General features: G+C 64.5%; 28 protein-coding genes and 1 pseudogene. 7 read left to right on the top strand and 22 right to left on the bottom strand.

Going from position 1 to position 25,343, the window contains the following annotated elements:
- From flgL to flgB, 11 genes are all read right to left on the bottom strand, one after another.
- A complete protein-coding gene (gene flgL / locus AC0SZ7_RS01665; RefSeq protein ID WP_475502690.1) occupies nt 1-1,200 on the bottom strand; it encodes a flagellar hook-associated protein FlgL in 1,200 nt (399 codons plus the stop codon).
- A gap of 16 nt (nt 1,201-1,216) precedes the next feature.
- Nucleotides 1,217-2,827 (bottom strand): flagellar hook-associated protein FlgK, encoded by a 1,611-nt coding sequence (gene flgK / locus AC0SZ7_RS01660; RefSeq protein WP_475502689.1) that lies wholly within the window; start codon nt 2,825-2,827, stop codon nt 1,217-1,219.
- A 171-nt stretch (nt 2,828-2,998) separates the two neighbouring features.
- Nucleotides 2,999-3,883, bottom strand: a complete 885-nt coding sequence (gene flgJ / locus AC0SZ7_RS01655; RefSeq protein ID WP_475502688.1) for a flagellar assembly peptidoglycan hydrolase FlgJ — start codon at nt 3,881-3,883, stop codon at nt 2,999-3,001.
- Nucleotides 3,883-5,001, bottom strand: a complete 1,119-nt coding sequence (locus AC0SZ7_RS01650; protein ID WP_475502687.1) for a flagellar basal body P-ring protein FlgI — start codon at nt 4,999-5,001, stop codon at nt 3,883-3,885. Before AC0SZ7_RS01650 ends, flgJ begins: the two co-directional genes overlap by 1 nt.
- Nucleotides 5,002-5,012: 11 nt before the next feature.
- The gene (locus AC0SZ7_RS01645) at nt 5,013-5,672 is read right to left on the bottom strand and encodes a flagellar basal body L-ring protein FlgH (RefSeq protein ID WP_475502686.1); all 660 of its coding nucleotides are present in this window, start codon (nt 5,670-5,672) and stop codon (nt 5,013-5,015) included.
- Nucleotides 5,673-5,680: 8 nt separating this feature from the next.
- The gene (flgG, locus tag AC0SZ7_RS01640) at nt 5,681-6,463 is read right to left on the bottom strand and encodes a flagellar basal-body rod protein FlgG (RefSeq protein ID WP_475502685.1); all 783 of its coding nucleotides are present in this window, start codon (nt 6,461-6,463) and stop codon (nt 5,681-5,683) included.
- A gap of 31 nt (nt 6,464-6,494) precedes the next feature.
- Nucleotides 6,495-7,250 carry a flagellar basal body rod protein FlgF gene (locus AC0SZ7_RS01635; RefSeq protein ID WP_475502684.1) on the bottom strand — a complete coding sequence of 252 codons (756 nt, stop codon included), beginning with the start codon at nt 7,248-7,250 and terminating at the stop codon, nt 6,495-6,497.
- A gap of 2 nt (nt 7,251-7,252) precedes the next feature.
- The gene (gene flgE / locus AC0SZ7_RS01630; RefSeq protein WP_475502683.1) at nt 7,253-8,422 is read right to left on the bottom strand and encodes a flagellar hook protein FlgE; all 1,170 of its coding nucleotides are present in this window, start codon (nt 8,420-8,422) and stop codon (nt 7,253-7,255) included.
- Nucleotides 8,423-8,505: 83 nt separating this feature from the next.
- A complete protein-coding gene (flgD, locus tag AC0SZ7_RS01625) occupies nt 8,506-9,186 on the bottom strand; it encodes a flagellar hook assembly protein FlgD (protein ID WP_475502682.1) in 681 nt (226 codons plus the stop codon).
- Between the two features lie 3 nt (nt 9,187-9,189).
- On the bottom strand, nt 9,190-9,588 hold the full coding sequence (gene flgC, locus AC0SZ7_RS01620) for a flagellar basal body rod protein FlgC (protein ID WP_416421456.1): 399 nt from the start codon (nt 9,586-9,588) through the stop codon (nt 9,190-9,192).
- Nucleotides 9,589-9,602: 14 nt separating this feature from the next.
- Nucleotides 9,603-10,016 (bottom strand): flagellar basal body rod protein FlgB, encoded by a 414-nt coding sequence (gene flgB, locus AC0SZ7_RS01615; RefSeq protein WP_475502681.1) that lies wholly within the window; start codon nt 10,014-10,016, stop codon nt 9,603-9,605.
- Between the two features lie 162 nt (nt 10,017-10,178).
- Between flgB and flgA the strand changes: the two genes are divergently transcribed.
- The 3 genes from flgA (at nt 10,179) to AC0SZ7_RS01600 (ending at nt 11,723) form a co-directional block, all read left to right on the top strand.
- Entirely contained in the window at nt 10,179-10,877 is a 699-nt protein-coding gene (gene flgA, locus AC0SZ7_RS01610; protein WP_475502680.1) for a flagellar basal body P-ring formation chaperone FlgA, read from the top strand.
- An 86-nt stretch (nt 10,878-10,963) separates the two neighbouring features.
- On the top strand, nt 10,964-11,254 hold the full coding sequence (flgM, locus tag AC0SZ7_RS01605; RefSeq protein ID WP_475502679.1) for a flagellar biosynthesis anti-sigma factor FlgM: 291 nt from the start codon (nt 10,964-10,966) through the stop codon (nt 11,252-11,254).
- Nucleotides 11,235-11,723, top strand: coding sequence for a flagella synthesis protein FlgN (locus AC0SZ7_RS01600; RefSeq protein WP_475502678.1), 489 nt, complete (start codon nt 11,235-11,237; stop codon nt 11,721-11,723). The genes flgM and AC0SZ7_RS01600 overlap by 20 nt, the downstream gene beginning before the upstream one ends.
- Here AC0SZ7_RS01600 and AC0SZ7_RS01595 read toward each other — a convergent pair.
- Nucleotides 11,709-12,095 carry a hypothetical protein gene (locus AC0SZ7_RS01595; RefSeq protein ID WP_475502677.1) on the bottom strand — a complete coding sequence of 129 codons (387 nt, stop codon included), beginning with the start codon at nt 12,093-12,095 and terminating at the stop codon, nt 11,709-11,711. The two genes, AC0SZ7_RS01600 and AC0SZ7_RS01595, sit on opposite strands and share 15 nt — an antisense overlap.
- 156 nt (nt 12,096-12,251) lie before the next feature.
- A pseudogene (locus AC0SZ7_RS01590) lies at nt 12,252-12,395 on the bottom strand (LysE family translocator); the annotation flags it as partial.
- 18 nt (nt 12,396-12,413) lie between these two features.
- Between AC0SZ7_RS01590 and AC0SZ7_RS01585 the strand changes: the two are divergent.
- Nucleotides 12,414-12,548: a hypothetical protein gene (locus tag AC0SZ7_RS01585; protein ID WP_475502984.1), complete on the top strand. Its 135-nt coding sequence runs from the start codon at nt 12,414-12,416 to the stop codon at nt 12,546-12,548.
- A gap of 246 nt (nt 12,549-12,794) precedes the next feature.
- Here the strand turns inward: AC0SZ7_RS01585 and AC0SZ7_RS01580 are convergent, their stop codons facing one another.
- Both AC0SZ7_RS01580 and lgt read right to left on the bottom strand, forming a co-directional pair.
- Nucleotides 12,795-13,628, bottom strand: a complete 834-nt coding sequence (locus AC0SZ7_RS01580) for a thymidylate synthase (RefSeq protein WP_475502676.1) — start codon at nt 13,626-13,628, stop codon at nt 12,795-12,797.
- A 79-nt stretch (nt 13,629-13,707) separates the two neighbouring features.
- The gene (lgt, locus tag AC0SZ7_RS01575) at nt 13,708-14,520 is read right to left on the bottom strand and encodes a prolipoprotein diacylglyceryl transferase (RefSeq protein ID WP_457358636.1); all 813 of its coding nucleotides are present in this window, start codon (nt 14,518-14,520) and stop codon (nt 13,708-13,710) included.
- Nucleotides 14,521-14,749: 229 nt separating this feature from the next.
- Here lgt and AC0SZ7_RS01570 point away from each other — a divergent pair, with 229 nt between their 5' ends.
- Entirely contained in the window at nt 14,750-15,496 is a 747-nt protein-coding gene (locus AC0SZ7_RS01570) for an NRDE family protein (protein ID WP_475502675.1), read from the top strand.
- Between the two features lie 73 nt (nt 15,497-15,569).
- Here AC0SZ7_RS01570 and ptsP read toward each other — a convergent pair whose 3' ends face one another.
- Both ptsP and AC0SZ7_RS01560 read right to left on the bottom strand, forming a co-directional pair.
- Complete coding sequence (ptsP, locus tag AC0SZ7_RS01565) at nt 15,570-17,849, bottom strand: phosphoenolpyruvate--protein phosphotransferase (RefSeq protein ID WP_475502674.1); 2,280 nt, start codon at nt 17,847-17,849, stop codon at nt 15,570-15,572.
- 22 nt (nt 17,850-17,871) lie between these two features.
- The gene (locus AC0SZ7_RS01560) at nt 17,872-18,351 is read right to left on the bottom strand and encodes an RNA pyrophosphohydrolase (protein ID WP_475502673.1); all 480 of its coding nucleotides are present in this window, start codon (nt 18,349-18,351) and stop codon (nt 17,872-17,874) included.
- 141 nt (nt 18,352-18,492) lie between these two features.
- Here AC0SZ7_RS01560 and AC0SZ7_RS01555 point away from each other — a divergent pair, with 141 nt between their 5' ends.
- Complete coding sequence (locus tag AC0SZ7_RS01555) at nt 18,493-19,149, top strand: histidinol-phosphatase (RefSeq protein WP_416421468.1); 657 nt, start codon at nt 18,493-18,495, stop codon at nt 19,147-19,149.
- Between the two features lie 70 nt (nt 19,150-19,219).
- Here the strand turns inward: AC0SZ7_RS01555 and AC0SZ7_RS01550 are convergent, their stop codons facing one another.
- Complete coding sequence (locus tag AC0SZ7_RS01550) at nt 19,220-19,669, bottom strand: DUF2269 family protein (RefSeq protein ID WP_475502672.1); 450 nt, start codon at nt 19,667-19,669, stop codon at nt 19,220-19,222.
- Nucleotides 19,670-19,712: 43 nt separating this feature from the next.
- Entirely contained in the window at nt 19,713-21,227 is a 1,515-nt protein-coding gene (ilvA, locus tag AC0SZ7_RS01545; protein WP_475502671.1) for a threonine ammonia-lyase, biosynthetic, read from the bottom strand.
- Nucleotides 21,228-21,350: 123 nt separating this feature from the next.
- On the opposite strand from ilvA, the gene rpiA reads away from it, so the two are divergent.
- A complete protein-coding gene (gene rpiA, locus AC0SZ7_RS01540; RefSeq protein ID WP_475502670.1) occupies nt 21,351-22,022 on the top strand; it encodes a ribose-5-phosphate isomerase RpiA in 672 nt (223 codons plus the stop codon).
- 108 nt (nt 22,023-22,130) lie between these two features.
- Here the strand turns inward: rpiA and AC0SZ7_RS01535 are convergent, their stop codons facing one another.
- The 3 genes from AC0SZ7_RS01535 to AC0SZ7_RS01525 all read right to left on the bottom strand — a co-directional run bounded on the left by AC0SZ7_RS01535 (nt 22,131) and on the right by AC0SZ7_RS01525 (nt 25,243).
- Nucleotides 22,131-23,057, bottom strand: coding sequence for an SdiA-regulated domain-containing protein (locus tag AC0SZ7_RS01535; protein WP_475502669.1), 927 nt, complete (start codon nt 23,055-23,057; stop codon nt 22,131-22,133).
- 107 nt (nt 23,058-23,164) lie between these two features.
- Nucleotides 23,165-23,830, bottom strand: coding sequence for a fumarylacetoacetate hydrolase family protein (locus tag AC0SZ7_RS01530; protein WP_475502668.1), 666 nt, complete (start codon nt 23,828-23,830; stop codon nt 23,165-23,167).
- 18 nt (nt 23,831-23,848) lie between these two features.
- Entirely contained in the window at nt 23,849-25,243 is a 1,395-nt protein-coding gene (locus AC0SZ7_RS01525) for an FAD-binding oxidoreductase (RefSeq protein WP_475502667.1), read from the bottom strand.
- Nucleotides 25,244-25,343: the final 100 nt, after the last annotated feature.

The raw sequence follows: 25,343 nt of genomic DNA, 5'->3' as shown, positions 1-25,343 counted from the left end.
TCAAATGTAGTCGAACAGGGTCATGCCCTGGACGCTGGAGAACGTCTGCTGCGCTGCTTGCAGGGCTACCTGCAGCGCCGTGTAGTTGGACACCGACGTGGTGTAGTCGGCGTCGGTGAGGTTCGACAGGCTGGTGGCGTAGTTCAGCGAGGCATCGTCGCCTACGGTGTCCAACACATCGATCTCGTTCATGCGCGTGCCCACCGAGGTGCGCACCGTCAGGACGTTGTCCAGGGCGTTGTCCAGCTCGCGGCTGCTGGTGGACAGGGTGTTGCTCAGCGCCGCCTGGTCGGCGTCGTCGTCCACCGGCGTGTTGAGCGCGGTGATGATGTTCTGCAAGGTGGTGAAGATGTTCGGGTCGGCGTCGGCAGCCGCACTGACGCTGATGCTGTCGCCGTCGGCCGGCTCGCCGTCGAGGGTCAGCGACAGGCCATTGATCTCCAGGGTGTCGCCAGCCTCGTAGGCCACCGCGTCACCGCCGTCGACGCTATAGGTGGCCACGCCGTCGTCGTTCACGGCAAAGGTCAGGGTGAAGCCGGTGCCGTAGTTGGCGTCGCTGGTATCAGTGATGTCCGGGCCATCGAAGGTCACCGAGCCACTGTTGTCGGCGCTGGCCTGGGCCACATAGCCGGCCGAGCTGCCGACGCTGAGGAACACGGTCTGGCCAGTGTCGCCGCTGGCCATGGTCTCTGTGGCGCTGACCTGCTGCATCACCGTGTTGTCGTCACCCTGGTAGGTCAGGGTGCCGTCCTCGTCGGTGACGAAGGTCTGGCTTTGGCTCTGGTAGCCGGAAAAAATGTAGCTGCCGTTGCTGTCGGTGGTATTGGCCAGCGACACCAGGGTGTCGTACACGCCTTGCAGCGAGGTGGCGATGGACGCCCGGTCTTCATCGCTGAGCGTGCCGTCGCCCGCCTGGATCAGCAGGGTCTTGGCACTGGTGATGGCATCGCTGACGCTGTCCAGGGCGCTTTCCTCGGTGGACAGCGAAGTCGTGACCGAGGTGCGCGAGGCGGCGTACTGGTCGTTCAGCGACGAGGCCTGCTGCACCAGCACGGCCTGGGACGCCGCCGACGAATCGTCGGACGGGTTGACCACGCGCTTGCCGCTGGACACCTCGTTGCTGGCTTCCAGGTAGGCCGCTTCCTGGGTGAGCATGTTGCTCAGGCCCTGGCTGTAGATTGTCTGGGTGGAAATGCGCATTCGCTAAGCCTCCTTGTCAGGCGTCCATGCCCAGAATGGTATCGAGGACGGTGGAGCCCACTTCGACGATCTTCGCGCAGGCCTGGTAGTACGCCTGGTAGCGCACCAGGTCGGCGGCCTCCTCGTCCAGGTTGACCCCCGAGGACGACTGCTGCAGCGTGGTCAGTTGCTCGGTGACGCTGGTCTGGTTGTCCAGCCGCGTGCTGATGGAGCTGGTCGTGCTGCCGACGTCGCTGACCAGCGAGGCATAGGCTTCACTGAGGGTGGCGCTGCCGCCCACCAGGTCCTGGTTCTGCAGGTCGAGCATTTGCAGGGCAATGGTGTTATCGCTGTCGCCGCCGCCCGAGCCTGCGGCAATCAGCGACGGGTCGTCGATCTCGGTGTCCAGGGTGCTGGCGGCGCTGCTCAGCGGCTTCACCAGGAAGCTGTCGCCGTCGTCGGCGCTGCCGCTGATGGTCACGGTCAGGCCGCCGAAACTGAGGGTGCCGGCGTCGGCGTCGTAGGTGGCGGTCACGGCCTTGCCGGTGCTGGCGTCGGTGACGGTGTAGCCGTCGTCGTCCGAATAGCTGACGGTGTAATTGCTGGTGGTCAGGCTGTCCAGGTCATCGGAGAAGGTGGCGCTGAGGCTGGCGCTGCCGGTATTGCCGGTGTTGCTGTACACCACGGGGTCGGCCACCGAGAAGAACGCCGTGCCGGTGTCGCCGTTGAGGTCGGTGCCGCTGGTCTGCAGGCTGTTGAAGGCGCTGGCCAGGGCCACGGCCATCTGGCCCAACTGGTTCTGTGCGGTGTCCAGGGTTTCGCTGCGGAAGGTCAGCAGGCCACCCAGCGAACCGCCGCTGATGGTGCTCTCGTCCAGCTCGGTCTGGTTGCCGGCGGCGTCCACGTAGCTGACGGTGGTCTGCGAGGGGTCGCTGGACGAGGTGGTGGCCGCCAGCTCGAAGCTTTGCGAGCCGGCCACCAGCGACAGGCCGTTGCTCAGGGAAATGCTGTAGCTGCCGTTGTCCTGCACGGTGAGGTCGACGTCCACCAGCTCGCTGAGCGAGGTGACCAGCGAATCGCGCTGGTCCATCAGGGTGTTGGCCGCGTCCGAGCTGCTGCCCAGGGCGCTGATCTGCTGGTTGAGCGTGGCGATCTGGTCGGTCAGGTCATTGACCTGGCTGACCTGGTCGGTGATCTGCGATGACACGCTGCTTTGCATGTCGTCCAGGTAGCTGCCCAGGGAGTTGAACTGGGCCACCAGGGTTTCTGCCGAGCCGATCACTTCTTCGCGGGCCGCCGAGTCGCTGGCGTCGCTGCTCATGGTTTGCACCGAGGAGAAGAAATCCTGCATCAGGGTGTCCAGGTCCGAGGTGCTGTCGGCCAGCAGGTCATCCACCTGCGACACTTCGGTCGAATAGGTGCTGAGGGCACTTTCGGTGCTGGTGGACGCGTTCAGCTGGGCCGCGATAAACTGGTCGAACGTACGGTCGACACTGGTCACCTCCACGCCCCCCGTGGTGCTCGCGGCAAGCGAAGCAGACTCCAGGTTATAGCCGTCGGTATAGACGTTGGTGATGTTGTTGCTGCTGGTACTGAGGGCCACTTGTGCCGCGTTCAGGCCGCTGACACCGATCGAAATGATGCTCATAAATAATTCCTGCACGACGTGCCACGTGTTATCGGCCGATTGCCCGAAATCTTGAAAAATCAGCCGTTTTTTTTTGCCGCGCTCAACAGTGTGGGAGCTGGCTTGCCAGCGAGCTCTTGAGGCCCCAAAAGCTCGCTGGCAAGCCAGCTCCCACAGGTCCATTCGATACCTTTACTCCAGCCGCGCGGTTTGCAGCGGCTGGCGCAGCGGGCCGATGGTGGCCATGACGGCGATCAGCTTGCTGGCGTAGTCAGGGTCGGTGGCATAGCCGCCGCGCTGCAACGCGTGCGCTGCCTGCAAGGGGTCGCGGGCAGTGAGAACGCCGGCGTAGTTGGCGTTGTTGCCGATCAACTGGGTGTAGTCCGCCAATGCCGCGTCGTCGCTTTCGTAGGCGCGGAAGCTCTGCACCTGCTTGCGCATCTGGCCGTCCTCGAATTCGCTGGTCATGACCTCGGTGGTCGCGCCGCGCCAGCGCCCGCCTGCCTTGATGCCGAACAGGTTGTGGCTGTCCTCGCCGCTGGCGGTGGTAATCCTGCGCCGGCCCCAGTCGGTTTCCAGCGCTGCCTGGGCGACGATCAGTTCGGCGGGAATGCCGCTGCTGCGCGACGCCTGCTGCGCCGGGCCGGCCAGGCGCTGGACGAACTCCTGCACGTGCGCTGCCTGGCTGCCGGTATCGCCCACCGCGCGGCGTTGCCAGGCAGCAAAGGCCTGCTGCACGTTGCCGACCATGCCCGGCGGCGCCGTCACCCGCTGGCCGCTGCTGACACCCAGTTGCCGGTCCAGCACCTCGGCCAGGCCCAGGCCTTTGCCGGCCAGGTGCTGCGCCCACTGCTCGTCGAGCATCTCGGTGTACATGGCGGTCTGCGAGTCCTTGTCCAGGTCGGACTTGGGAATGGCCGCGCGCATGCTCTTGAGCATCATCTGCAGGAACATCGCCTCGAACTGCTTGCTGGCTTCATGCGCTCCGGCGTTGCGGTCCTGCGCCGCGGTGCGCCGCAGATTCGCCAGGCCCTGCATGTCGAGGGCAAAACCATCGGTGCTGCTGGCCAGGCTCATCAGATGATCTCCAACTCGGCGCGCAGCGAGCCTGCGGCCTTCAGCGCCTGCAGTATCACCATCAGGTCCTGGGGCGTGGCGCCCAGGGCGTTCAAGCCCTTGACCACGTCCATCAGGTTGGCGCTGCCTTCCACCAGGTGCAGCAGGCCGCCCTGCTCCTGAATCGAGATGCTGCTGTTGGCACTGCCGGCGGTCTGCCCCTGGCTGAGGGCGCCAGGCTGGCTGACCTGGTTGTTGGTGTCGATGACCACCGACAGGTTGCCGTGGGCCACGGCTGCGCGCCCCAGTTTCACCGCGCTGTTGAGCACCACCGAACCGGTGCGCGAGTCGATGATGACCTTGGGCCTGGACTCGGCCGGCAGCACCTGCACGCTCTGCACCCGGGCCATGAAGTTGACCCGCTCATTGGGCGACAGTGGCCCCTGCAGCTGGATCACCCCACCGTTGACGGCCGAAGCCACGGTGCGGCGAAATTCGCTATTGATGGCGTACACCGCGCGTTCAGTGGTGGCGAAGTCGGCTTCGTTCAAATACAGGCTCAACGTGCCATCGTTGCCGCCCAGGCGCAGCGGCACTTCACGCTCCACCACCGCGCCACGGGGAATGCGCCCACCGGCCAGCTGGTTGACAGTGACGCTGCTGCCATTGGCGGCGGCGCCGGCACCGCCCACCAGCAGGTTGCCCTGGGCCATGGCGTAGACGTCGCCATCGGCGCCTTTCAACGGCGTCATCAGCAAGGTGCCACCGCGCAGGCTGCGGGCGTTGCCGATGGACGACACCACCACGTCGATCTGCTGCCCCGGCCGTGCGAACGGCGGCAAGCTGGCGGTGAGCATCACCGCGGCAATGTTGCGCATCTGCATGTTGGCATTGGCCGGCAGGGTCAGGCCCAACTGCGACAGCATGTTGGTCAGGCTCTGCTCGGTGAACGGGCTCTGGGTGGTCTGGTCACCGCTGCCGTCCAGGCCCACCACCAGGCCGTAGCCCACCAGGCTGTTGGGGCGCACGCCGGCGAATTCGGCGATGTCGCGAATCTGCTCGGCCTGGGCCTGGGCCCCGGCCAGCAGCGCAAGGGCGGCCAGCAGCAGGGCCAGGGTGGAGCGAATCAGGTCAGCCATGGCACCGGGCCTCAGAGCGGGGAAATGTTGAGGAAGAAGCGGTGCAGCCAACCCATGCGCTGCGCTTCGTTGATATAGCCGTCGCCCACGTACTCGATGCGCGCGTTGGATACCTGGGTGGAGGCCACGGTGTTGTCACCGGTGATGGTGCGCGGGTTGACCACCCCGGAAAACCGGATGTATTCGGTGCCCTGGTTGATGGCGATCTGTTTCTCGCCACGCACCCGCAGGTTGCCGTTGGGCATCACCTCCATCACCGCCACGGCAATGGTGCCGGTGAACGAGTTGGTGGCCTGGGAGCCGCCGCTGCCGGTGAAGTCATTGGCCACCGAAGTGTCGAGGCCGTAGCTGCCTTCCTGGGATGCCCGCGCCGAGGTGGCCTTCATGCTCAGGCTGGCCGAGCCGGTGCGCCCGGCGTTGGAGGCCGAATTCTTGCTGGCGCTGACCTGCTCGTTGAGGGTGATGGTCAGGGTGTCGCCGACCATGCGCGGGCGGCGGTCCTCGAACAGCGGCTGCGCACCACGGCGCACCTGGAAGATGGCACCGTCGGCGTCGCGCGGCGGCAACGGCGGCACCACCATGCTTTCGTCGGCCACCACCGGCTTGTGCGGCAGCACATCGCAGCCGGCCAACAGTGCGAACAGCAGGCACACGCCCGGGGTAAGGTTCATGCCGTACCTCATAGCTGCGTCAGGCGCTGCAGCATCTCGTTGGACGCATCCACCGCCTTGCTGTTGATCTCGTAGGCGCGCTGCACCTGGATCATGCTGACCATCTCCTCCACCACGTTGACGTTGGAGGTCTCGACGTAGCCTTCCGACAGCGTGCCGGCGCCGTTGAGGCCAGGGGTGCTCTCGGTGGGCGCGCCGGAAGCGTCGGTTTCCAGGTAAAGGTTCTGGCCAATGCTTTCCAGGCCGGCCGGGTTGATGAACAACGCCACGTTCAACTGCCCCACCTGGGTGGAAGTGGCCGAGCCTGCCTGCACCACCGAGACGATACCGTCGTTGCTCACCGACACCGAGGTGGCGGTGCTGGGAATGGTGATGCCGCCCGTCAGGGTGTAGCCGTTGGAGGTCACCATCTGGCCGTTGGCGTCGAGCTGGAAGCTGCCGTCGCGGGTGTAGGCGGTGCTGCCATCGGGCATGTCGACTTCAAAGAAGCCGTTGCCGTTGATGGCCAGGTCCTTGCTGTTGTCGGTCTCGGTCAGGTTGCCCTGGGTGTGCAGGCGCTCGGTGGCCACCTGGCGCACGCCGGTGCCCACCTGCAGGCCCGACGGCAACTTGGTCTGGCTGGTGCTTTGGGCGCCAGGCTGGCGCATGTTCTGGTACAGCAGGTCTTCGAAAACCGCCCGCGACTTCTTGAAGCCGTTGGTGCTGACGTTGGCCAGGTTGTTGGCGATCACATCCATTTGCGCCTGCTGGGCTTCCAGGCCGGTTTTCGCCGTCCACAGTGATCGGATCATCGATCATTCCTCGTTCAATTCAACCGGTGTATCAGCCCTGCAGGGACAGCAGGCTGTTGGCGCTCTTGGCGTTTTCGTCGGCGCTGCTGATGACCTTCATCTGCATCTCGTAGCGGCGGGAGTTGTCGATCATCGCCACCATGGCGCTGGTCGGGCTGATGTTGCTGCCCTCCAGGTTGCCGGGGCTCAGGCGCATGGTTTCGTCGGCCGGCAGCGGCTGCACCGTGCCGTCCGCGCCCGCTGGCGTGCGGAACAGGCCGTCGCTGCCGGCTTCGAGGGTGCCCGGCAACGCCGAGACCATCTTCAGCCGGCCCACGGCGGCCAGGCCCTTGGCATCGCCACCCTGCTCGCGCACGGTGAGGGTGCCGTCGCTGCCGATGCTGATTTCACTGCCGGGCGGCACGCTGATCGGGCCGCCGTCGCCGATCACCGGGCGGCCGCCCAGCGACAGGTTGCCGGCACCGTCCACCTGCAGGTCGCCGCGGCGGGTGTAGGCCTCGCTGCCGTCGCTGGTCTGCACGGCCAGCAGGCCGTTGGTGTCCAGCGCCACGTCGAGGTTGCGGTCGGTGTGGGTCACCGGCCCCTGGTTCCAGTCCACGCCCACGCCGGTGGCCGCCACCGACACCCGCGTCGGCAAGCCTTCGCCAGGCACCGGCACGGCCTGCATCTGCGCCAATTGCGCACGGAAGCCCGGCGTCGCCAGGTTGGCCAGGTTGTTGGCCACCACGGCTTGCTGGTCCAGGGACTGGTTGGCGCCGCTCATGGCGGTGAAAAGCATGCGATCCATGATTACGACCCGAGGCTGACCGCTTGCTGGAGGACTTCGCTCTGGGTTTTCACCGATTGCGAGTTAGCCTGGAAGTTGCGCTGGGCAATGATCAGGTTCACCAGTTCCGTGGTCAGGTCGACGTTGGAGTCTTCGGTCACGCCGCTTTCAATCGAACCCAGCTGGCCGGTGCCGGCGGTGCCCAGCAGGGCCACGCCCGACTCGCTGGTGGCGGTCCAGCTGTTGTCGCCGACAGCCTGCAGGCCCTGCTCGTTGTTGAAGGTGGCCAGCACGATCTGGTCGATGATCTGCGTCTGGTCGTTGGAGTAGCTGGCCACCACGTTGCCGCTGGAGTCGATGGTGAAGCCGGTGAGGCTGCCCGAGGTGTAGCCGTCCTGGGAGCTGCTGGACAGCTCGAAGTCGTTGCCGAACTGGGTGGTGCCGGTCAGGTCGAGGTCGATGCTCATCTCGGCCGCGCCGTTGCCCGGGTCGTAGGTGTAGGTGGACGTGGCGCCGCTGGTCAGCAGGCCGCTGGTGTCGAAGGCCACTTCCTGGCTCAGGGCGTTGCCGTCGTCGTCGGTCAGGGTGTTGCCGTCGATGGCGGTGTAGACGTTCCAGGTATTGGTGTCGTCGCTCTTGGCGAAGTACAGGGTCATGCTGTGGCTGTTGCCCAGCGAGTCGTACACCGTGGCGCTGGTGGAGTACGAATAGGTGGTGGCGTCGGTGGAATCGAACGTGGTGGTGATGGCGTCCGAGCTGGAATCCAGGTTCAACGTGGCGTCCAGTTCGCTGGTGGCGCTGGCCTGAAGGCCCGTGGACGGAATCTGGATAACACCGTTGGCGCCTACCAGCTTGGCGCCGGAAGAGTTTTCCAGGTAGCCGTCGGAGCTCAGGGTCAGCTGGCCGTTGCGCGAGTACGTGGTGGTGGTGCCGTCGTTGAAGACGAAGAACCCGTCGCCGCTGATGGCCAGGTCCAGGTCGTTGTCGGTGGTGGTGAGGCTGCCGGACTCGAAGTTCTGCACCACCCCCGACACCGAGGTACCCAGGCCCACTTCGGCGTCGGCGTAGACGTCGGCGAACTCGGTGGTGGAGCTCTTGAAGCCCACGGTCTCGGAGTTGGAGATGTTGTTGCTGATCACGTTGAGGTCGGTCGATGCTGCGCTCAGACCGCTGAGTGCTTGGGAAAAGCCCATGTTTCGCTCCTTGAAGCCAATAAGGACCGGGCAGCCGCAAACGCCGCGAAGGTCACGTTTCTGTGAAAGGTCGAGGTGCGCCGCTACAGCAGCAGGCGGATGTCGCTGAGGCTGGCGCTGTCGGTGTTGGCGCCCAGTTCCAGCACCACGTCGCTGTCGTCGTCGGTGCTCACACCCGACACCAGCGCGTAATTGAGTTCGGTGGCTGTCACGGCCGTGCCGCTGTCGGTGGCGGTGATGCTCACGGTGTACGTGCCGTCGGCGGCGGTGCTGCCGTCGTCTTCCAGGCCGTCCCAGGTCAGCGAATGCGTGCCTTCGTTGAGCGCGCCCACATCGATGGTGCGCACCACGTTGCCGCTGCTGTCAGTGATGGTGGCCGTGACCGTGTCCGCATCGCCGTCCAGGTTGACGCCATAGGTGGTGGCGCTGCCGCCGTCGACAGTGATCGTGTCGCCGTCCACCAGCACGCCCTTGCCCACCAGTGCCGAGGCCTGCAGGGCCTGGCTGGTGTCGATCTGGCCGGAGATGCTGTCCAGGGTGTCGCCCAGGTCGGTGATGCCGCTGATCATGTTGATCTGCGCCAGCTGCGAGACCATCTCGGTGTTGTCCATGGGCTCGGAAGGGTCCTGGTTCTGCAGCTCCGTCACCAGCAAGGTGAGGAACTGGTCCTGCAGGTCATCCGCGGTGGTCGTGGTGGTGCTGGTGGTGCTGGTTGAACTGGTGTTCATGGACGACAGCACTGAACTGCTGATGGTGTTGGTCATGGATCAGGACTCTCCCAGAGTCAGGGTCTTAAGCATCAGTTGCTTGCTCGTGCTCATGACCTCGACGTTGGCCTGGTAGGAGCGCGAGGCGGAAATCATGTTGACCATCTCGCCCACCGGCTCCACGTTGGGCATGCTGACGTAGCCGTCGGCGTCGGCCATGGGGTCGCCGGGGCGGTATTCCTTGCGGAACGCCGACTGGTCCTCGACCACCTGGCTCACGCGTACCCCGCCCAGGCCCTCGGCCTGGGCCTCGAACACGGCCTGGCGGGCGCGGTAGGGCTGACCGTCGGGGCCGCTGACGCTGTCGGCGTTGGCCAGGTTGCTGGCGGTCACGTTCATGCGCTGGGACTGGGCACTCAGCGCGGAACCGGCGATATCGAAAATGCTGAAAATCGACAAGGTGGGTACCTGCTCTATTCGGACTGCATGGCGGTCTTGAGCGCTTGCAGCCGGCTGTTCAGAAACGTCAGGCTGGCCTCGTAGTGCACCGAGTTGTCACTGAACTGGGCGCGCTCGCGGTCCATGTCCACGGTGTTGCCGTCCAGGCTGGGCTGGTCGGGTACGCGATAGAGCAATTCGTGCAACGAGGTGCCGCTGAAGCTCGCCGCCAGGTGCCGGTCCGCGGTGGTCGCAAGGCTCATGCCCGTGGCCTTGGGCATGCCCTGCCCCATGGCGCTGGCCAGTTCGCTGGAAAAGTCGAAGTCGCGGGCGCGGTAGCCTGGCGTGTCGGCGTTGGCGATGTTGTTGGCCAGCACTTGCTGGCGCTCGGCGCGCAGGCTCAATGCGGTCTGCTGAAAGCTGAGCTCGTTGTCGAGCTTGTCGATCATGCTGGCGGCCTCCGACTCGGTTTGGGGGGTGAGGCGCGCAGAGTAGTCGCAAGGTTGCCAAGCCAAAGGCCGAAACAGACACGCATTTATCGAGCACTTCCGACCTTGCATCACGGCGCCGCGCTCTAGAATCACCTGCACGACCCCTCGACGAATTCGCCCATGACGACTCGCCCCACCCACGCCGCGCGCGCTCGGCTCGGCACTGCCTGTGCCTGCCTGAGCGCGCTGCTGTGGCTACCCCAAAGCCCGCTGGCGCTGGCCGAACCGGCCCTGGAGCAGGCGCGTATCCGCGACCTGTTGACCGCGGCATTGCCAGCCCACGCCAACCACCCGCAGATCGAGCTGAGCAACCTGGCCGCCGCCTGCGACGACCCCCGCCCGTTCCTCACCCACCCCGAGCAGCGCAGCTATGGCCGCGTGCTGGTAGGCGTGCGTTGCGGGCGCGCGCTGCACTACGTGCAGGCAAAGGTGTCAGTACAGGGCACCTACGTGGTCAGCCAGCAGAACATCGTCGCCAACCAGGTGATCGAAGCCGACATGCTGGCGCTCAGGACCGGCGCCCTGGAGAAGCTGCCGGCCAACACCGCGCTAAGCTTCAAGGAGGTGGTGGGGCTGCGCGCCGGCCACGCGTTCAAGGCCTCGGCGCCGCTGATCGTGACCGCCCTGCGCAAGACCTGGCTGGTGGAACAGAACCACCCGGTGGCCATGCAGTTCCGTGGTTCAGGCTTCACCCTGAGCCGCCAGGGCAAGGCCCTGGACAACGGTTACCTGGGGGATGAGGTGCGCGTGGTGGCCGAGCGCGGCAAGGTACTGCGCGGCAAAGTGACCGGGCCTGATCAACTGCTGGTACGCGATTGAACGTGCCACATATTTGAAACACAGGCGTTCAAGTTCAATCACCCAATGCCGATAGTGGGCAAAAGGGACACTATGAAAATTCGACCGTGAAAATAATCAGTACTGCGCTCAGCAACACACTGCCCAATACCGACCTGGCGGCCAACAACCGGCTGCAGAAGAGTGAGGCCAGTGACACGGATCCAGCGGTCAGCAACACGCTGGAATTAAACGAAAGCCTCTACGGTTCGGATGCGTCCACCGCCGATATCGACATGAATCGGGTGAACGAGATTCGCCAGGCAATCAGCGACGGTTCACTGGAAATCGACTCGTCGCGGATCTTCGATGGCATGGCCGACAGTGTGATGGAAATGAATGGGCAAGCACCCGAGTGAAAAACGGCCACCGGCCGGACAAGACATCGCCAGGGGCCTGGCGCGGCACCTGCAACGCCAGCAGGTGGCCGCCCAGCGCTTGCTGACGCTGCTGGAACAGGAGCGCCTGGCGCTGGCCGGGCCGAAGATCGATGGCGAGCGGCTGACCGAGCTGAGCATCGCCAAGCAGGCGATCCTGGAAGACCTGGAGCAGCTGGAAACCACCCGCCGCCGCGCCCAGCGCTCGCTGGGCCACGGGCCCGACCACCATGGCGCCATGCAGCTGGCCCGGGACCAGGGCTGCCTGCCGTCCTGGACGCGCCTGCAGGACCTGGCCGCCCGCGCGCAGCAGCTCAACCAGTTCAACGGCGACATGCTGCGGGTACGCCAGCAGCAGAACCAGCGCATTCTCAACTACCTCAACGAGGCTACCGGCCGCACCTTGTACGGCCCGGACGGCCGCCACGCCGGGCATTCAGGCCGGGCATGAGCTGCCGGCCGCCAGCACGCGGTCGAACAACGCGCGCATGGTGTTGGCCCGCAGCGGCTTCTGCACGATGCCCAGCAACGGCTGGGCCGGGCGCCGCGCCAGGCTGGCCAGCAGTGCCGGCGCCGGCACCTCGCCGTCGGACAGCAGAATCAGGTGCCTGACCTTGCGGTCGGCGTACACCAGCTCTGCCAGTTCCAGGTCGCTCATGTCGAAGGTTCCCACGCTGCAGATCGCCACGTCGAAATGCTCGCGGCTGCCGCGCAACACTCGCGCCAGCTCGTCCTGGCTCATGACCGGGGTCAGGTAGTGGCAGCCCAGGTCGTAGAGCAGCGTCTGGGTATCGAACAGTTGGAACGCGTGCGGTTCTATCAACAGAACCCGCAGCCTGGAATTCTCTAGCAGCTCACGATCAGTCACGGCAAACCCCGAATGCATGGATGGCTTGCGCACGGAGGTTAAAGGCGGGTTGGCGCCAGCCATCGAAAGAACACGGGGCCAAAACCCCGTCAGTTCGCGCCTCTATCCGCGGACCAACATGGCGGCCCAGGCCTGCAGTGACACCGCCTCCAGGTTGATCACCAGCGGCAGCAAGGCCAGGTAGAAGGCGATGGTCTTGGGGTTGCCCAGGGTGATGGTCAGGCCGGACAAAGCCGCCGACAGCAGTTCCGTGCGCGGCACCGCCCCCCGGGCATGGCCGCGCTGTCGGTGGTGCGGCGCCTGCCGGGCATCAAGGAGATGCAGAGCATGTTCGTGCTCAAGGAGATCAAGCCGTTCGTGGCGTTCCCGGTGAAGCGCCCCGCAATCTCGTTGCAGCAACTGTCTTGAGATGGCGTCGCCTGCATCGCGACTAAAGTCGGCTCCTACGCCGTTCGAGGTAGGAGCCGGCCTTGACACGCATTCGCGTAGCAGCTGCCGCAGGCTGCGTCCGGGACCTGCGCGGTGTGTCAGGTGACGCGGCCTTGCGGCCGCTGCTACGGGCGCGGTGCGCCGGGAGTTCGTGGTAGGAGCCGGCCTTGGCCGCGATGCAGGCGACACGATCTATGGGGTATACGCAGCTGCTACAGGTTATTGTCAGATGGCGACCGGGGCCTTGATGCCCGGGTGCGGGTCGTAGCCGACGATTTCGAAGTCTTCGAACTTGTAGTCGTAGATCGACGCCGGCTTGCGCTTGATGTTCAGCGTCGGCAGCTTGCGCGGCTCGCGGGCCAGCTGGGTCTGGATCTGCTCCATGTGGTTGGCGTAGGCGTGGGTGTCGCCGGTGGTGACGATGATCTCGTGCGGGATCAGGTCGCACTGCTGCGCCAGCATGTGGGTCAGCAAGGCCAGCGCCGCAGTGTTGTACGGCAGGCCCAGGAACACGTCGGAGCTGCGGATGTACAGCTGCATCGACAGGTGCCCTTCGTTGACGAAGGCCTGGTACAGCAGGTGGCACGGCGGCAGGGCCTGGCGGCCTTCGGCGGCGTTCTGCTGCGGGCTCTTGGACTCGTCGGGCAGGTATTCCACGTTCCAGCCGTGGAACAGGATGCGGCGGCTGTTGGGGTTGTTCTTCAGGGTGTCGACCATGTAGTCGATCTGGTTGATGGTCTTGCCATCCTTGGTCGGCCAGGCGGTCCACTGCTCGCCGTATACCGGGCCCAGGTCACCGCTTTCGGTAGCCCATTCGTCCCAGATGGTGACGCCGTTTTCGTTCAGCCACTTCACGTTGGTGTTGCCGCTGAGCATCCAGATCAGCTCGTTGGCAATGCTCTTGAAGTGCAGCTTCTTGGTGGTCAGCAGCGGGAAGCCATCGGCCAGGTTGTGACGGTATTGGCGCGCGAAGACGGCCTTGGTGCCGGTGCCGGTCCGATCACCCTTGGTCACGCCGTTGGTGATCACATCGGTCAGGAGATCCAGGTACGCTTTCATTGAGGCCTCAAGTCGGTCGCCAGCAGCCGCGACCGTTTGCAGAAAAAGAAAAAGGCGGGGCTTTCGCCCCGCCCGTCAATCATACCGCGGCGTTTTTCGGCGCGGGGGGCCGGTTGTAGGCCCACCAGATCAAGCCTAGACCACCGATGATCATCGGCAGGCAGAGGATCTGACCCATGGTGACCCAGCCAAACGCCAGGTAGCCCAGCTGTGCGTCAGGCACGCGGACGAACTCGACGATGAACCGGAAGATGCCGTAGAACAGCGCGAACATGCCCGACACCGCCATGGTGGGGCGCGGCTTGCGCGAGAACAGCCACAGGATAATGAACAACGCCACGCCTTCAAGGGCAAACTGGTACAGCTGCGACGGATGGCGCGGCAACTGGGCCGGGTCGCTCAGCGGCGGGAAGATCATCGCCCACGGCACGTCGGTGGGCTTGCCCCACAATTCGCCGTTGATGAAGTTGCCGATACGCCCGGCACCCAGGCCGATCGGCACCATCGGGGCAATGAAGTCCATCAGCTCGAAGAACGACTTGCCGTTCTTGCGGCCAAACCACCAGGTGGCCAGCATCACGCCGATCAGGCCGCCGTGGAACGCCATGCCGCCCTTCCACACCTCGAAGATCAGCGTGGGGTTGTCGATGTACACCTTCAGGTCGTAGAACAGCACGTAGCCCAGCCGCCCGCCGACGATCACGCCCATGGCGCACCAGAAGATCAGGTCGGAGAGCTTCTCCTTGGTCCAGGTAGGGTCAAAGCGGTTCAGGCGGCGCGACGCAAGAAACCAGGCAGCGCCGATGCCAATCAGGTACATCAGGCCGTACCAGTGGATTTGAAGCGGTCCGATGGCGACGGCCACCGGATTGATCTGCGGGTAAGGCAGCATTGCAACTCCTTGACGTGAGCAGGCGGCTGGATCGCCCCTGGCGTTCCCAAGCGGCCACGAGGGCAGGAAAAACCGTGACTATGCCCGGCCCTCCCACCCCCTGCCATGAAACTTGTGTCAGCGAAAACTGGAGCGCATGGTAACGGATGGGGGCCCAGCCCTCTACTGTAGCTGGATGGATAGCGCCCCGGGCGCCGAGTAAAGTGATGCAAAACACAAGGCCAACCTTATGTGTCTGATCGTATTCGCCTGGCGCCCCGGGCACCCCGTGCCGCTGGTGCTGGCAGCCAACCGCGATGAATTCTATGCCCGGCCCAGCCTGCCGCTGGGCCACTGGCAGGACGCTGCGGGCGTCCATGCCGGCCGCGACCTGGAGGCCGGGGGCACCTGGCTGGGGCTGGGGCCGAACGGCCGCTTTGCCGCCCTGACCAACATCCGCGACCCCGGCCAGCCCCTGGGGCGGCGCTCGCGGGGTGACCTGGTTGCACGTTTCCTGACCAGCCAGGTGTCGATCGATCATTACCTGGACGATATCGGCAGCCGGGCTGGCGAGTATTCGGGGTTCAACCTGCTGCTGGGGGCGGACGGACGGCTGTGCTATTTCAACCAGCGGCAACGCCAGCCCAAGGACCTGGCTACCGGCGTGTACGGGCTGTCCAATGCCGGCCTGGACACGCCATGGCCGAAACTGCTCAAGGCCAGGGCCGCCTTGGCAGCGCAGCTGGATGATCCCCAACCGGAAGCGCTGCTGGCCCTGCTGCGGGACCCGGCGCGCGCCGCCGATGCCGCGCTGCCCGACACCGGCGTGGGCCTGGCGACGGAGTCGCTGCTGTCGAGCGTGTTCATTGCCAGCGAGAACTACGGCACGCGGGCGAGCACGGCACTGATCGTGCGCGCCGAGGGTTCGCGGCGCATCGTGGAGCGCAGCTTCGGGCCGTATGGCGGGGCGTTGGGGGAGGTGGACCTGGAGGTTTAGCCTGTGGGAGCTGGCTTGCCAGCGAGCTTTTGAAGGCCCGCAAAGCTCGCCGGCAAGCCGGCTCCCACAAAAACTACAGAGTCTTGGGCGCAGCCGGGTTGATCATCCGCGACAGGCCCAGGTTCTTCAGCGCCAGTTGCAGCGAGCTGTGGATAACCTGCGGGTTGTCGATTTTCATCAGTTGCGCCAGCAGTTCCTTGGCCTTGCCCAGGCTGATCTGGCGCAGCATCCACTTCACCTTCGGCAGGTTGGTGGCGTTCATCGACAGGCTGTCGAAGCCCATGGCCATTAGCAGTACCGCAGCAGCAGGGTCGCCGGCCATCTCGCCGCAGATGCTCACCGGCTTGCCTTCGGCATGGGCCTCGGTGACCACGTGTTGCAAGGCTTGCAGCACCGCCGGGTGCAGGTAGTCGTAGAGGTCGGCCACGCGTGGGTTGTTGCGGTCCACGGCCAGCAGGTACTGGGTCAGGTCGTTGGAGCCCACCGACAGGAAGTCCACCTGGCGCGCCAATTCGCGGGTGAGGTACACCGCCGCCGGAATCTCGATCATCACGCCCACCGGCGGCATCGGCACGTCGGTGCCTTCGTCGCGCACCTCGCCCCAGGCCCGGTGAATCAGGTGCAGGGCTTCCTCGGTCTCGTGGGTGCCAGAAATCATCGGCAACAGGATGCGCAGGTTGTTCAGGCCCTCGCTGGCCTTGAGCATGGCGCGGGTCTGCACCAGGAAGATTTCCGGGTGGTCGAGCGTGACGCGAATGCCGCGCCAGCCCAGGAACGGGTTGTCTTCCTTGATGGGGAAGTAGGACAGCGCCTTGTCACCGCCGATGTCCAGGCTGCGCATGGTCACCGGCAGCGGGTGGAAAGCGGCCAGCTGTTCGCGGTAGATGGCCAGCTGTTCCTTCTCGCTGGGGAAGCGCTGGTTGATCATGAACGGCACTTCGGTGCGGTACAGGCCCACGCCCTCGGCGCCGCGCTGCTGGGCACGGGCCACGTCGGCGAGCAGGCCGGTGTTCACCCACAGCGGCATGCGGTGGCCGTCGAGGGTCACGCACGGCAGTTCGCGCAGGGCATCGAGGCCCTGGGCCAGCTGGCGTTCTTCCTCGACCACTTCGGCGAACTGCTTGGCCAGCACCTCGCTGGGGTTGGTGTAGACCTCGCCCTTGTAGCCATCGACGATCATCTGGATGCCGTCGACCTTGGAATACGGCAGGTCCACCAGGCCCATTACGGTGGGGATGCCCATGGCCCGGGCCAGAATGGCAACGTGGGAGTTGCCGGAGCCCAGTACCGAAATCAGGCCGACAAGCTTGCCTTCCGGCACCTCGCCGAGCATGGCCGGTGAAAGTTCTTCGCTGATCAGGATGGTATTGTCGGGGTAAACCAGGGTTTGCTGGCGGGCTTCCTGCAGGTAGGCCAGCAGCCGGCGGCCCAGGTCCTTGACGTCCGAGGCGCGCTCGCGCAGGTAGGCGTCGTCCATCAGTTCAAAGCGGTTGACGTGCTCGGTGACCACCTGGCGCAACGCGCCCTGGGCCCACTGGCCGGTCTTGATGACGTTGGTCACCTCGCTGCCCAGCGAGGCGTCGTCGAGCATCATCAGGTAGACGTCGAACAGCGCACGCTCTTCGGGGCGCAATTGCGTGGCCAACTTCGCCGAAAGGGTGCGCATGTCGTTGCGAACGCCTTCAAGCGCAGTCTGGAACAGTTCCAGCTCGGCCTTGATGTCGGTGACGGCCTTGTCGGGCACCACGTCGAGATCGGCCGGCGGCAGCATGACCACCGCAGTACCCACGGCGGCACCGGGGGAACCCGGCACGCCGACGAACTTGGCTTCCTGGATGCCCTTGCCCTGGCGCCCCAGGCCCCGGATCGAGCCGGTGGCTTCAGCGTGGGCAATTACGCCGGCCAATTGCGCGCTCATGGTGACCAGGAAGGCTTCTTCGCCCTCGTCGAACTGGCGCCGCTCCTTTTGCTGGATAACCAGTACCCCCACCACGCGGCGGTGGTGGATGATGGGCGCGCCCAGGAACGAGGCGAAGCGTTCCTCGCCGGTTTCGGCGAAGTAGCGGTAACGGGGGTGGTCGGCGGCGTTTTCCAGGTTCAGCGGTTCTTCGCGCGTGCCCACCAGGCCCACCAGGCCTTCGTTGGGGGCCATGCTGACCTTGCCGATGGAGCGCTTGTTCAAGCCCTCGGTGGCCATCAGCACGAAACGGTTGGTTTCCGGGTCGAGCAGGTAGACCGAACAGACCTGGCTGCCCATGGCCTCTTTGACGCGCAGCACAATGATCCCCAACGCCGTCTTGAGATCCTTGGCGGAGTTGACTTCCTGGACGATCTTGCGCAGCGTATTGAGCATGGCTCGGGGTCGAACTCCGTCGTCAGTCGCGCGCCAGCAGGCGCGGGGCAAGCTCTTTGAGAGCGCGGCGATACACCTCGCGCTTGAATGTCACCACCTGGCCCAGCGGGTACCAATAGCTGACCCAGCGCCAGCCATCGAATTCCGGTTTACCGGTCAAATCCATTCTCACGCGCTGTTCGTTGGATACCAGGCGCAAGAGAAACCACTTCTGCTTCTGGCCGATGCACAGCGGTTGGCTGTGGGTACGTACCAGGCGTTGGGGTAAACGATAACGCAACCAGCCACGGGTGCAGGCAAGAATTTCAACATCTTGTCGCTCCAGCCCCACTTCTTCATTCAGCTCGCGGTACAAGGCCTCTTCCGGCGTCTCCAGAGGGTTGATACCTCCCTGTGGAAACTGCCAGGCATCCTGATTGATACGACGAGCCCATAGCACCTGTCCGGCATCATTGGTCAGAATAATGCCGACATTGGGACGGAAACCATCGGGGTCGATCACGGCAGCAACCTCGCAAACGCATGTCTTTGCATTGTTCCACAAAGATCGTCAAGGCAGCAACGCACCCGCATACCTTATGTGCACTGTTGTGAAAAGTCCGTATTCTGTGGGCCTTTTCCTGTTTTCAGACGAGTAACTTCCATGCGCCTGGCTTTATTCGACCTCGACAACACCCTGCTTGGTGGCGACAGCGATCACGCCTGGGGCGACTACCTGTGCGAGCGCGGCATCCTCGACCCGGTGGAATACAAGAACCGCAACGACGCGTTCTACCAGGACTACCTGGCCGGCAAGCTGAACCTGACCGACTACCTGAACTTCAGCCTGGAGATTCTGGCGACTACCGAGATGGCGCAGCTGGCCGAATGGCATGCCGACTTCATGCGTGACTGCGTGGAGCCGATCATTCTGCCCAAGGCCCTGGCCCTGCTGCAGCAGCACCGCGACGCCGGTGACAAGCTGCTGATCATCACCGCCACCAACCGCTTCGTCACCGGCCCGATTGCCGAGCGCCTGGGCGTGGACACGCTGCTGGCCACCGAATGCGAGATGGTCGACGGCCGCTACACCGGCCGCAGCACCGACGTGCCGTGCTTCCGCGAAGGCAAGGTGACGCGCCTGAACCGCTGGCTGGAAGAGAATGGCTTCGACCTGGAAGGCAGCTACTTCTATAGCGATTCCATGAACGACCTGCCGCTGCTGGAGAAGGTGACCCACCCGGTGGTGGTGGACGCCGACCCGAACCTGCTGGCCGAAGCGCAGCGCCGCGGGTGGAAGGTGATGTCGCTGCGCGATTGATTGGCGCACCTGACGCGGCCTGTGGCCGCTGCTACAGGCCCGTAGCAGCGGCCGAAGGCCGCGTCCAAGCCTACACCGGCTTGGCCAGCATCAACGCCAGAATCGCCACCAGCACCACCAGCGACACCGCCGCGAACACCACGCTGAACTTGCGCTGCTTCACCACCTGCACCTGGTTATAGGCCGCAGCCGCCTGGCGCCAGCGGATAGTGCGGCGCACCAGCAGCAGGAACCCCGCCACGCCCACCACGTACAACACCGAGGCGCCCAGCAGCCATGCCTGGCCCAGCGGCCAGCCCACGGTATGCATCATCCACCAGCCGGTGAAGGGAAAGCTCGCGACGCAGACGCCCATCAGAATCCAGGAGTACAACCACGGCCGTTGCAGGGTCTTGGCGAACGCCGACTTGTCGCCGGCGCGCCAGCCACGCCAGGTCTGGAACAGCACGGCCGCCACGCTGCCCAGCAGCAGCGCGGTGGCGATGCCGTGGAGCATTTTCAGCAGGCTCAGGGTTTCCATGGGGCAGCTCCTGTGCGTGTGTCGATGCTCTACAGCCTAGCAGTCAGCCCAGGAACAGGCGGTAGGCGGGGTTGTCGGTCTCGTCCCAGAACGGGTAGCCGATCTCGGTCAAGGCCGCGGCCACCTCGCCACGCTGCTCGGCCGGCACCTGCAGGCCTGCCACCACGCGGCCATCGGCAGCGCCGTGGTTGCGGTAGTGGAACATGGAGATGTTCCAGCGCCCGCCCAGCTTGTTGAGGAAGTTGAACAGCGCGCCCGGGCGTTCCGGGAATTCGAAGCGCAGCACCATTTCGTCGCTGACCTGCGCGGCGTGGCCGCCGACCATGTGGCGGATGTGCAGCTTGGCCAGTTCGTTGTCGGTCAGGTCCAGCACCGGGAAGCCCTGCTCGCTCAGGCTGGCGACCAGCGCCGCGCGCGGGTCGGTGTCGGGGTGGGTCTGCACGCCAACGAAGATGTGCGCTTCACGACCGGTGTTGTAGCGGTAGTTGAACTCGGTGATCTGGCGCTTGCCGATGGCCTCGCAGAAGGCCTTGAAGCTGCCCGGTTGCTCGGGGATGGTCACGGCGATGATGGCTTCGCGGCCCTCGCCCAGCTCGGCGCGCTCGGCCACGTGGCGCAGGCGGTCGAAGTTGACGTTGGCACCCGAATCGATGGCCACCAGGGTCTGGCCGCTGACGCCGTACAGTTCCACGTACTTCTTGATGCCGGCCACGCCCAGGGCGCCGGCTGGCTCGGTGATCGAGCGGGTATCGTCATAGATATCCTTGATCGCCGCGCAGATCTCGTCAGTGCTGACGGTGATCACTTCATCCACATAGTCCTTGCAGATGTCGAAGGTATGCTGGCCGATCTGTGCCACCGCCACGCCGTCGGCGAAGATGCCCACGGTTGGCAGCACCACGCGCTCGCCGGCAGCCATGGCCGCCTGCAGGCAGTTGGAGTCATCGGGTTCGACACCGATGATCTTGATTTCCGGGCGCAGGTATTTCACGTACGCGGCGATACCGGCGATCAGGCCACCGCCGCCCACTGGCACGAAGATGGCGTCGAGCTGGCCAGGGTGCTGGCGCAGGATCTCCATGGCCACGGTGCCCTGGCCGGCGATGGTGTGCGGGTCGTCATAGGGGTGGATATAGACGTAGCCCTTCTCGTCCACCAGCTTCAGCGAATAGGCCAGTGCCTCGGGGAACGAATCGCCGTGCAGCACGACCTTGCCGCCGCGCGAGCGCACGCCTTCGACCTTGATCTCGGGGGTGGTCTTGGGCATCACGATGGTGGCTTTCACCCCCATTTCGCGCGCCGCCAGGGCCAGGCCCTGGGCATGGTTGCCCGCCGAGGCGGTAACCACGCCGCGTGCACGTTCTTCGTCGCTCAACTGCGCCAGCTTGTTGTAGGCGCCACGAATCTTGAAGGAAAACACCGGCTGCAGGTCTTCGCGCTTGAGCAGAATATTGTTGCCAAGGCGTTTGGACAGCTGGCCGGCGGCCTGCAGGGGGGTTTCCACGGCAACGTCATAGACGCGCGAGGTGAGGATCTTCTTAACGTACTGTTCGAGCATCGGAAGCATCACTGGCGGTTGAGCAAGACCTGCGAGTCTACCCCAGCGTTCCAGCCAAGGACCACAGCAAAGGGGTATAATGCCGCCCTTCCCCCGCTACTTTGTGCCCGCTCCGGAGCCCGCATGACCCAGGACCAACTCAAACAGGCCGTCGCCCAGGCTGCTGTCGACTTCATTCTGCCCAAGCTGGACGACAAGAGCATCGTCGGCGTCGGCACCGGCTCGACCGCCAACTGCTTCATCGACGCCCTGGCCCAGCACAAGGGTGCCTTCGACGGCGCCGTTGCCAGCTCCGAAGCCACCGCTGCGCGCCTGAAAGGCCACGGTATTCCTGTTTACGAACTGAACACGGTCAGCGACCTGGAGTTCTACGTGGACGGCGCCGACGAGAGCGACGAGAAGCTGAACCTGATCAAGGGCGGCGGCGCAGCCCTGACCCGCGAGAAAATCGTCGCGGCAGTGGCCAAGACCTTCATCTGCATCGCCGACGCCAGCAAGCTGGTACCGGTGCTGGGCGCCTTCCCGCTGCCAGTGGAAGTCATTCCCATGGCCCGCAGCCACGTGGCCCGCGAGCTGGTGAAACTGGGCGGCGACCCGGTGTACCGTGAAGGCGTGATCACCGACAACGGCAACATCATCCTCGACGTGCACAACATGCAGATCACCGACCCGGTGGCGCTGGAAGCGCAGATCAACGCCATCGTCGGCGTCGTCACCAACGGCCTGTTCGCGGCGCGCCCGGCCGACCTGCTGTTGCTGGGGACTTCGGAAGGTGTGAAGAGCATTACCAAGTAAATTTGGTGTGGGCCCTGACGCGGCCTTCGGCGGATGGCCGCCCCGCCGCTGCTACGGGGTTTGGTTTCCTGTAGCAGCGGCCGGAGGCCGCGTCAGGGGCACCGATGATCAGAACTTGCGGAACACGTAGAACAGGTTCGGCTCGCTGACCATATAGATAGTCCCGCTTTCATCCATCGCCACGCCTTCCGCGCGGGGGATGGTGTCCTTCAGGCCGTTCAGGCCGCCCAGCAGGGTCATGAAACTGACCTGCTTGCCCGCAGGGTCCAGCTCCAGCAGCATGTGCGAATCCGCCGACAGCACCAGGGTGTTGCCCGTGCGCGGGTCCACGCCCAGCGCCGACAGGTTGCGCAGGTTCAGCGTGGTATAGGCCAGTTTCACCTTGTCACCCTGCCATTTGCCTTCGGCATCGCTCTTGAGGGTGAACATCGCCGCCGGGCGCTCTTCACCCAGCAGCAGCTGGTTGCGGCGCGCGTCCCAGGCAATACCTTCGAAGCCCTTGTTCTGGTTGGCCGATGGCCCCAGGTCGAACTGCGGCCAGTCCGCCAGGTTCAGCGCCGTGGTTTGCGGGGTAACCTGCACCACCGTCATCAAGTGCTGGCGCTCATCGGTAATGGCCATGCGGCCGCCGCTCAGGTAGGCCACGCCCTCCGGGTTGGACCAGCCGTTGAGGGGCATCTTGCGCAGCACGTCACCTTCAAGGTTCAACTCCACCAGGAAGGCGTTCTTGCCCATTACCGAGAACAGCGTCTTGGTGTCCGGGTTGTAGGTCAGGTCGGACGCTTCGTCCTTCTCCATGCCCGGCAACTGCTTGCCGTCGATGAAGGCGTGGTAGTCCGGCAGCCATACGGCAGCGTCACGCTGGGCCTGCGGGGTCAGGCGCTCGACCACCCACAGCTTGGCGCGGGTGTCCCAATGCATGACGGCGGCAATCACGTAGGCCACCACTACCAGCAACAGCCAGACGTACCAGCGCTGCAGCAGGCGAGGCTTGCGCGACGGCGCAGGCAGGGAATTGGGAGCAGATACGGCCATGTGGATGGTTTCCTGAAGAATGCGGCAAGCCCGGCGCGTCAAGGCGCGCCAGGCGATTAGGCCGCATTATCCAAATGCCGTGTTAAAAAAATGCAAAAAACCGCTGGTCAGGCAACAACTGTCTCGAAGCGGCTGGCATCCGGCAGCTCCAGCACCAGTTGGTCACCCGGGTTCAGCGCGCCAACGCCGGCCGGGGTGCCGGTCATGATCACGTCACCGGCCTGCAGCGAGAAGTGCGCCGCCATGTACTGGATCATCGGCACGATGGGGTTGAGCATCAGGTTGCTGTTGCCGTCCTGGCGCACCTCACCGTTGATGGTCAGGCGCACAGGGATGTCGGTCACGTCAGGGAAGGTGCTGGCCACCACGAACGGTGCCAGCACGCACGCGCCATCAAACGCCTTGGCCAGCTCCCAGGGCAGGCCCTTCTCCTTGAGCTTGCCTTGCACGTCGCGCAGGGTCAGGTCCAGTGCCGGGGCATAGCCGGAAATGGCGTCCAGCACCTCTTCCTCGCTGGGCCTGGTGGACAGCGGCTTGCCCAGCAGCACGGCGATTTCCGCCTCGTAATGCACCGAGCCGCGATCCTTGGGAATGCTGAAACTACCTTCCACCGGCACCACGCAGCTGCCCGGCTTGATGAACAGCAACGGCTCGGTAGGCACCGGGTTGTTCAGTTCCTTGGCGTGTTCGGCGTAGTTGCGGCCGATGCACACCACCTTGCCCAAGGGGAAATGGATGCGGGTACCGTCAACGTATTGATGCTGGTAGCTCATGACCGACTCCTTGATTGATCAAACCGGAAAAATCTTGCCAGGGTTCATGATGCCATTGGGGTCGAACACCGCCTTCAAGGCCTTCATGTAATCGATTTCAGCCGGCGAACGGCTGTAGTCCAGGTAGTCGCGCTTCACCAGGCCCACGCCGTGCTCGGCAGAGATCGAGCCGTTGTACTTCTGCACCGTCTCGAACACCGCGGTGTTGACTGCCGCGCACTTGGCGAAGAACTCTTCCTTGCTCAGGTCTTCGGGCTTGAGGATATTCAGGTGCAGGTTGCCGTCGCCGATGTGGCCGTACCACACCACTTCGAAGTCGGGGTAGCTTTCGCTGACGATCGCGTCAATATCCTTGAGGAACGCCGGCACTTGCCCCACGGTCACCGAGATATCGTTCTTGTACGGGGTGCGGTGCGAGATGGTTTCGGAGATGTACTCGCGCAGTTTCCACAGGTTGGCCAGCTGCTGCTCGCTCTGGCTCATCACCCCGTCCACCACCCAACCCTGCTCCACGCAGTGCTCGAAAGTGGCCAGCGCCTCGTTGGACACTTCTTCGGTGGTGGCTTCGAATTCCAGCAACGCATAGAACGGGCAGTCGGTGGCGAACGGCGGCGGCACGTCGCCGCGGGCCATGACCTTGGCCAGCGCCTTGTCAGAGAAGAATTCGAACGCGGTGAGGTCCAGTTTGCCGCGGAAAGCGTGCAATACCGGCATGATCGAGTCGAAGTCCGGGGTGCCCAGCACCATGGCGGTGAGGTTCTTCGGCGCCCGGTCTAGGCGCATGGTGGCTTCCACCACGAAGCCCAGGGTGCCTTCGGCGCCGATGAACAGCTGGCGCATGTCGTAGCCGGTGGCGTTCTTGATCAGGTCCTTGTTCAGCTCCAGCAGGTCGCCCTTGCCGGTCACCACCTTCAGGCCGGCCACCCAATTACGGGTCATGCCGTAGCGAATAACCTTGATACCGCCGGCATTGGTGCCGATGTTGCCGCCAATCTGGCTGGAACCCGAGGAAGCGAAGTCCACTGGATAGTACAGGTCGTGGTCCTTGGCCAGGTTCTGCAGTTGCTTGGTGATGACACCCGGCTGGCAGACCACGGTCCGATCAACGGTATCCACGGTGCCGATGCGGTTCATGTAGTCGAACGACACCACCACCTCGCCATTCGCCGCCACGGCCGCGGCTGACAGGCCAGTGCGGCCGCCCGACGGCACCAGCGCCACCTTGTGGGCGTTGGCCCAGCGCACGATGGCCTGCACTTGTTCGATGGTCTTGGGGAATACGATTGCGCTGGGGGCCGGGGCGAATTGTTTCGTCCAGTCCTTGCCATAAGCCTCGAGAGAATCGGCGTCGGTGAGTACCTTGCCGGGTTCAACCAGGGTGTGAAGCTCTTCAAGAAACGCAGGATGGGTCATCGCAGAACTCTCGAACTATTCATAGTCACCCTGAGCACACTTCACGTCCCAGGGATGGGCTTATCAAGGGGGGGATATGCTAGCATACGCCCCCCGCTAA

The sequence above is a fragment of the Pseudomonas sp. JC1203 genome (genome assembly GCF_056175065.1).
The sequence above is the reverse complement of the archived record's forward strand: the minus strand, read 5'-3'. Positions and strand labels throughout refer to the sequence as shown.